This window comes from Amorphus sp. MBR-141 (assembly GCF_053628695.1).
This window is the reverse complement of sequence record NZ_JBRJGW010000063.1, coordinates 1-6,935: the sequence shown is the minus strand read 5'-3', so window position 1 is coordinate 6,935 and position 6,935 is coordinate 1. Positions and strand designations below refer to the sequence as shown.

Below are 6,935 nucleotides of genomic sequence, written 5' to 3'. Positions count from 1 at the left end.
CACCTTACCCTGGCGCCGTGTCGGCACATCCGCCGGCCCTAACCGCCGGACTCTAACTCTACGCCCCGGCCACCTCGATGGGGCAGGCCAGAAGGCTGCCTCGCCTCCGTGACGGATATCGGCACCGGTGGCGGCGACGAAGGCTTCGGCGTTTGCGACGGGTGCGAATCCCTCGCCTGCTGAGGGAACGTCGGCCGGGGCCGGCTCCCATCCGTCCACCTGGTCGGCGTTGAAGACGATGTTGGCGCGGGCCACGCATCGGCGCTCGGGGGATGCGGTGTCAAGCTGGTTGGCGGCATCGTCGGGCTCGACGGTGAGGTCCTTGTAGAACACGGTCATGGTGCCTTTCTCGCCCTTGCGCACCTGAGCGCCCTTGGCGGTCCACTGGCGGTAGGTGCCCCATTCGGGCCGGGAGAAGCCGCGTGTCTCGGCTGCCACCCACAGGGCGAGGATGTTGATGCCGCGGTAGGGTTTGGCCGTTGCGATGTTCACCGGGCGGGAGAGGGCGCCGCCTGCGCGATGCCAGGGCATCTGCCAGGCATCGGTTCCGGCTTCGATCGCGGCCACGATCGTGTTGGTGATGGTGGCGTGCACATCGGTGCGGGGTTTGGTCTTTGTCATCGGTCTGTCCTCCTTGGGTCTCTCTGGCCGCTCGCGTTTCGAACGGCCTTGCGATGGCCTCGAACAAACCGGGGCCTCAGAGCCGGCCGGCGCATCCGAAGGACCGCAACGTGAGAGGAGGACAGCGCAGCCGTTGCGACCGGGCGGCGGCCCCGGTCAGAGCTGCCATCTGGGGGCAAGGCCGAAAGATGCGGGCGTCTTGACCAGAGAGACGGAGGACGGACCGGGGAGACAAAGACATCCGCCGACGGAGTGCCTGACACGCCACCCCGACCATTCGGCGCCATCACCGCAGCCGGAGCCCTGTCAGGAGACTGTCAGGAATCGCCGCCGGACATTTGCGACCCCGCCCATAAAGCATCACGGGTCACCGGCGTGGCGGACATCATCCGCCGACCCGAACGGGAATGCGGCCCCCGGGGATCCCCCTGGGCGCCATGGCTTCGCGCAAACGCCGGATCACAACCGGTTCGACGTGCGGAGGAAAAGACACATGCGGTTCGCGTTCAAAGGAGTTTGCCTGGCCCTGTTGCTGATGCCAGCAGCGGCGCTCGCCCAGGAGGCCATGTACGGCACCAGCGGTATGGCCCGTGGCCAGGCCGGCATCGCCCGGCTCCAGGCGCTGACGACGAAGCTGAAGGCGGACCTCGTCGCCAAGGACACCGAGCTGGAGGGCCGCATCGAGGCGATTGCAGAGGACGTGAAGGCCATCTCCGACTGCGGTGATCAGGGACGCCTCTATGGGGACGGCCATGCCAAGGCCAATGGCAACGGCTGCATCGAAAGCCTGACGGTCGACGCCGACGGCAACATCGTCGGCAAGGCGGACGTGATCGCCGAGGGCGACATGCAGGCCACGGATCTCAGCCTGAGCGGGAGCGCAACCATTGTCGGCAACGTGGACGTCGGCGGCAAAGTGGATGCTGCCGGCGGCGTGAAGGTCGGGTCAGCGACCGAATGCGGCGCCGACACGGCCGGCACCATCCGCTACCTGGCGGTCGACCAGACCCTGGAATTCTGCGACGGCGCCGGATGGGTGTCTCTCAGGCCGTCGTTCGGCTGGTACACCTCGAACTGGACCGGCTGCTCGACCGCATGCGGGGCGGGGACCCAGTCCCGTTCGGTGGAATGTCGCAACACCGGCGGCCTTGGGGTGGAGGGCAGCTACTGCAGCGATACCCCGCCGTCGACCAGCCAGGCCTGCACGGAGGTGTCGGGCTGCTCGTTCAGCTGGACGTACAGCGACTGGGGCAGTTGCGACGCCAGCCCCAGCTGGGCATCCTTCGGCAGCTACGGCAGTTGCTCGCGCAGTTGCGGCGGTGGCCAGAAATGCCGCTACCGCAGTTGCTTGAACAACGGCGGGACCCAGACCCGCACGGCCCAGTGTCGCCGCAGCGACGGGACCACGGTGGCCAACAGCTATTGTAGCGGCACGCCGCTCACCAGCCGCAGCTGCACCGCCGCATGCAGTGGGTCCAACAGCCAGTGCTCCAGCTGCAATACACAAAGCTGCTGCTCGTCCGACTTCAAGCGCCTGTTTTACTGCGACGGATCCCCGGTGAAAAATTGCCCAGCAGGTTATGCCGAGCAGGCTCGGGTGCGGGAGCAGAATCCCCAATACTACAATACATGCATTCAGAACGGCGGTTGGGTTATACGCCTCGATTGCTACAAACGCTGCTAATATGAAAGTTCATCGATGTGTTGTTCTCCCATAGATGCTTTGCAAGTTTCGCGCTATGCGCGAGCCTTATCCCAACCTTCGCTGAGGCGCAGCAATACTCCGCACGCGGCACCACGGCGAACACGGAGATGAGCGCCCTGCGCACCCGCATCGACAGCGGCCTCACCATCGTGAACGCCAAGATCGACGTGACGCAGGTCCAGCTGGAGGAGTTCAGGATCGAGGTGACGAACCGGCTGACCCAGATCGAGACCCGCATCGATCAGCTGGCCTCGCAGGTCGCATCGAACAGCAGCAGCATCAGCAGCCTGCGCAGCAGCGTGTCGAGCCTCAGGAGCTCGGTGACGAACATCAGCGGCGGCTCGTCGTCCTCGTCCTCGTCTTCGTCCTCGTCATCAGGGGCCGCGTCCCAATCCTGCGGCTATCACTATGGCGACTGGTACGATGCCGATGGCACCAAGGGCGCCAGCGTGTGCCACAAGATCGGCACCGACATCCAGCGCCGCAATTGCTACGATTGCCAGGGGCGGCAGGCCACCTACAACCAGTGCGGCGGCTATTGCGCCTACGACAAATGCAGATGAGCTCTGCGAGGGCTCGCCGACGGTATTGCGCGGAACGCCATTCGCGGGGGCACCGACCGCTACTCGTCCGCGCGCACGCGGTGGAAGTAGGTGACGTTCACCCGCTTGGACGCCTTGAAGTACCAGATCAGCAAGCCGCCCTGGACAAGCCCGATCAGGCCCCCGGCGATCGCACTCATCTTGCCGGCCTGGACCGGCGCCAAGAGGCCCGCGGCCACCGAGTTGATCACGGCCACCACCATCGTGACGTAGAGCATCTGGATAACGTAGGCGGGAAACCGGCTGTCCTTCAGGAAGCCGGCGAGCGCGATCAGGGCGTAGATCAGACCGAACACGATGCTCAGGATCGTGGAGACCGGCGCATAGGCGCCGTAGAGCGCGCGCATCTCCGAATAGGTGAATAGCGACACGAGCGAATTGAGCGCGCCCAGCGCCATCAGGATCAGGATGACCAGCAGCCATCCCTTCACACCATAAAGCCGGTGTGCTTTGGCGTCGTCTTCGCTCAGCTGTTTCCAGTTGGTCATTTGCTCCTCCACGGTGTCGGTGAAAAAATCGTCGTCGTCAGAGACCCTGTCCGGGACGTCCGGTCGGTCGTCATGCGCCGAGCTCGCGCAGTCGGGACTCGATGGTCGACCGCTGGGTCGCATCGGCGGGGTCGGCCAGGCGTTTGCGGAGGCTTGCGACGAGCGCGTCCTTCGCCCGACGGGGTCGCACCACGGCCGCAATGGCCATGATCCCCACAACGATCGCAATCAGTGTGAGCGCTCCCACGGCCACGCCCCACTCGCCGAGCTGTTGGTGAACCCGGTCGGAGTACCGCAGCGCAAAGGCTGAGGTTTGAGAGATCTTGTGCAGGAGCAGGACCCAGCCGAAGACGGCGGCGACCCCGAGTGCCGAGGCCACCCCGGTGACGACCCGCGTTCCGGCCCGCTGGGTCTTCCAGGTCAGGTAGGCCGCCTCGTCGTTGTTCGTGGCTCCGGTCATCCGGGTCCCCCAAGGCTTGCAACGTCTGACGAGGGTCGGGACGGAGAGCAGGCCGCAGCCCAAGCCTCCGGAGCGCCCGACGCACTTCTTCCGCATGGCCGTCGTGCTCGCGAACAGCCGTCGGTGTCTGTCTTCGCGGGACGGCGGCATTCTGCCGGCCCCGTGAGGCGCAAAGCCGCAGCGATCCCGACAGGGCTCCAAAGCCGACGTGGCGCGCGCGCCACACCCCCTCCCGCCAAAGCTGCGACAGAATGTTCAATTCGGTCGCGCGCGCCCGGCTTGGGTTGTTACGATTCAGTCAACGGAAACAGCAGCTTGGGGGGATGGCGCCTTCGTTTATGCGCGAGGCCATATGGAGTGGAGTCTCTATGACGGGACCGGTCACCGAAAATATCTGAGCGACGGGGAGCGGGCGGCGTTCATCAAGGCCGCGGCCCGTGACGTCGGGCCGGTCTTCACCTTCTGTCTCGTTTTGAAGGAGACCGGCTGCCGGATCTCCGAAGCCCTGGAGCTGACGCCGGACCACATCGACATGTCCGCCGGCATCATCATCTTCCGTAGCCTCAAGAAGCGCCGGGAGGACATCCACCGGGCCGTACCCGTCTCAGCCAAGGTGCTGTCAGCGCTTCAGCGCGTGCATGACATCCAGAGCCGGCAAAGCGACGCTGAGCTTCGACAAGCGCGCCTCTGGCCGTGGCATCGGGCCACGGCTCACAGGTACGTCACGACAGTGATGCGAAAGGCGAAGATCGTCGGTCCGCATGCGACCGCCAAAGGCCTGCGCCACGGCTTCGGCGTCGCGGCCCTCAGCCGGGGCGTGCCGATCAACCTGCTGCAGAAGTGGCTCGGTCACGCGTCGCTGTCGACCACGGCCATCTACGGCGATGCCGTCGGTGCGGAAGAGCGCAAGATGGCCCGCAAGATGTGGGACGAATAGTTCCCCGAGAGGGGTTGACCGCTGCAACAGAATTGAACATTCGGTCGCAGCCTTCTTAACACCCTCGAATTGTTAGAGAAAGCGGCGTTTGCGCGACGCCGGGGCACGGTGTCCTGCTGCATCTGCCAGGACATTGCCATCGCGGATGTCTGGTCTGGCGATTGCGTCCGATCGATCGCCGGCTCCCCCCAAAAGGGCGAAGGCGCCGTTCGGTATGCGACGGTCGCAGCGGGCATCGACATCGCGTGGCCACGGTCATGCTATCCCCGATTGGTTTCCGCACCTTGTGGTTGCGGCTCGACTCGGCCATCGTAGCTGGTCGGCAGGGTGTAATTGGGGGGCCGTCGACATGCCGATCAAACGGAAGCTTCGGTATTGGGCGCTCGTCGCGCCGCTTCTCGCCTTCTTCATCCTGAGCGCCGTAATCCGCCCGGGCCACTTGGGCTCCGTCGGCGCCGTGCTGCTGCTGGCGACCGGCCTCTATCTCGTCTGGGCTGGCGCCTATTGGACGCTGCTGCAGATCGTTGCTTTCCTCGAGAAGCACGACCCGGCCGGCTCTGTCGGAGAGGAAGGTGGCTGGCAGGCGCAGATTGGTGCGGCTGCGCACCATCTGAAGTCAGGTGCAGCGCGGGTCTTCGAGAGGCTTGGGGATCTCGGATCCAGGCCCCAGCAAGCTCGCACGCGCACACCCCCGTCCGCGACGCGTAAGCCTGTCTCTGGCGCCGCGGATGAGGTTCCCGACGAGGAGACGGATCTGCTCTGGGCCGGCCATTCCCATGGCTTTCGGGCGATCGAAGATGTCGACCGGCGGTTGAGCCCGGGCGTGTCGGCACCACCCCGGAGCTTGCAGGGTGTGCCCGCAGCCCATGCGGATGTCGTCCAAGCGATCGAGGAGTTCCGCGACGTCCTGAAGACCAAGAACAAGGCCTTCTATCGGGCAAGCTCGCACTATGTCGACGCGGTTCTCCGACGGGATATGAACCTGGCAAATCGGTACCTGAAAGATCTGATCATCCCCAATGCGCCGAAAGACCTCCACGATCGGATCATGCACGCCGGCGGCGGGAGCAAATTTGCCGGCGGCATGGACTTGCGTCGCGCCGGCCTGGTGATCCCCGAAGACGCGCGCATGCCGGATGCGATCTTCATCGGCGAGACGGATCCGGCAACCGTCAATCCGCCTGCCCCGATCGTTCACCAGGGTGAGGGCCATATCCTCACCATCGCCTCGACCGGTTCCGGCAAGGGACAATGCTACATCCTGCCGACCCTCATGACCTACGCTGGCCCAGTCATCTGCCTCGATCCCAAGGGCGAGAACTACCGCACCACGAAGGGGCAGCGCGACCTGTTTGGCCGCGTCTTCAAGTGGGCGCCCTTCGACCGCGCCGACGACACCGACTGCTTCAACCCCATCGACGCTATTGAGGACTGGGACGACGCCCGGGTCGTCGCCGATCTCCTGATCGCGCCCGCCGACAGCGGTGAGAAGCGCTTCTGGGATCAGTCGGCCCGGGACTTCGTGCGCGGGCTCATCATGTACGTGCGGACCCTTGAGCCCGAGCGACGCAACATGCGCGAAGTGGTCCGCATTCTCTATGCCAGCGAGGGCGAGCACGACGCTCTGCGTGAGCGCCTCGCCGAGAGCGACGACCGGATGCTCGTCGAGCTCGCGAACCAATTCGAGGTGATGGCAGACCGGATGTTCTCCAGCATCCTTCAGTCAGCCCGCGCCGAACTTGATGTCTGGCGCTCCGAGGCGATTGCAAAGACCACGTCCACCACCTCGGAGAGATGGCATGTGGGTCTGTTCGTCGCCAAGCTTCGCATGCACGAGGTGCAGATCGCTCTTGGCCAATCTCCCGGCCCTCTCGGCTACCAAGCCCAAAGGTACGCGGACGGCACCAAGCAAACCAACCGTGGCCCCTCCGACAGCGTCTTCTTCGTCATCCCGCCGGATCGGGTGCGCAGCTACGCCAGCGTCCTGAGGGTGCTTCTGGGCGCCCATCTGAATGCCTGGTCCCGGGCTGAGAGCGCGTTTGAGAAGGATTCCCAAGGCGTCTGTTGCGTGATTCATAGGGGGTCGGATCAACGAGACAGGCCGACGCTCCATGCCCCGGAA

7 protein-coding genes are annotated in these 6,935 nt (G+C 65.0%); 4 read left to right on the top strand and 3 right to left on the bottom strand.

The features are described from left to right. Nucleotides 1-621 (bottom strand): ArdC-like ssDNA-binding domain-containing protein (locus ACSSVZ_RS27720; protein WP_453974099.1); only part of this gene is annotated, 621 nt, incomplete at its 3' end. A 493-nt stretch (nucleotides 622-1,114) separates the two neighbouring features. Here ACSSVZ_RS27720 and ACSSVZ_RS27715 point away from each other — a divergent pair. Together ACSSVZ_RS27715 and ACSSVZ_RS27710 are read left to right on the top strand one after the other, a co-directional pair. Then, complete coding sequence (locus ACSSVZ_RS27715; RefSeq protein ID WP_453974098.1) at nucleotides 1,115-2,305, top strand: thrombospondin type-1 domain-containing protein; 1,191 nt, start codon at nucleotides 1,115-1,117, stop codon at nucleotides 2,303-2,305. Nucleotides 2,306-2,433: 128 nt separating this feature from the next. After that, entirely contained in the window at nucleotides 2,434-2,889 is a 456-nt protein-coding gene (locus ACSSVZ_RS27710; protein ID WP_453974097.1) for a hypothetical protein, read from the top strand. 59 nt (nucleotides 2,890-2,948) lie between these two features. On the opposite strand, the gene ACSSVZ_RS27705 is transcribed toward ACSSVZ_RS27710, so the two are convergent. Then, nucleotides 2,949-3,416, bottom strand: coding sequence for a DUF2569 family protein (locus ACSSVZ_RS27705; RefSeq protein ID WP_453974096.1), 468 nt, complete (start codon nucleotides 3,414-3,416; stop codon nucleotides 2,949-2,951). A 70-nt stretch (nucleotides 3,417-3,486) separates the two neighbouring features. Further along, nucleotides 3,487-3,876 (bottom strand): hypothetical protein, encoded by a 390-nt coding sequence (locus ACSSVZ_RS27700; RefSeq protein WP_453974095.1) that lies wholly within the window; start codon nucleotides 3,874-3,876, stop codon nucleotides 3,487-3,489. A 352-nt stretch (nucleotides 3,877-4,228) separates the two neighbouring features. Between ACSSVZ_RS27700 and ACSSVZ_RS27695 the strand changes: the two genes are divergently transcribed. Together ACSSVZ_RS27695 and ACSSVZ_RS27690 are read left to right on the top strand one after the other, a co-directional pair. After that, nucleotides 4,229-4,813 (top strand): tyrosine-type recombinase/integrase, encoded by a 585-nt coding sequence (locus tag ACSSVZ_RS27695; RefSeq protein ID WP_453974094.1) that lies wholly within the window; start codon nucleotides 4,229-4,231, stop codon nucleotides 4,811-4,813. A gap of 349 nt (nucleotides 4,814-5,162) precedes the next feature. Next, a partial coding sequence (locus tag ACSSVZ_RS27690; protein WP_453974093.1) for a type IV secretory system conjugative DNA transfer family protein occupies nucleotides 5,163-6,935 on the top strand: 1,773 nt, incomplete at its 3' end.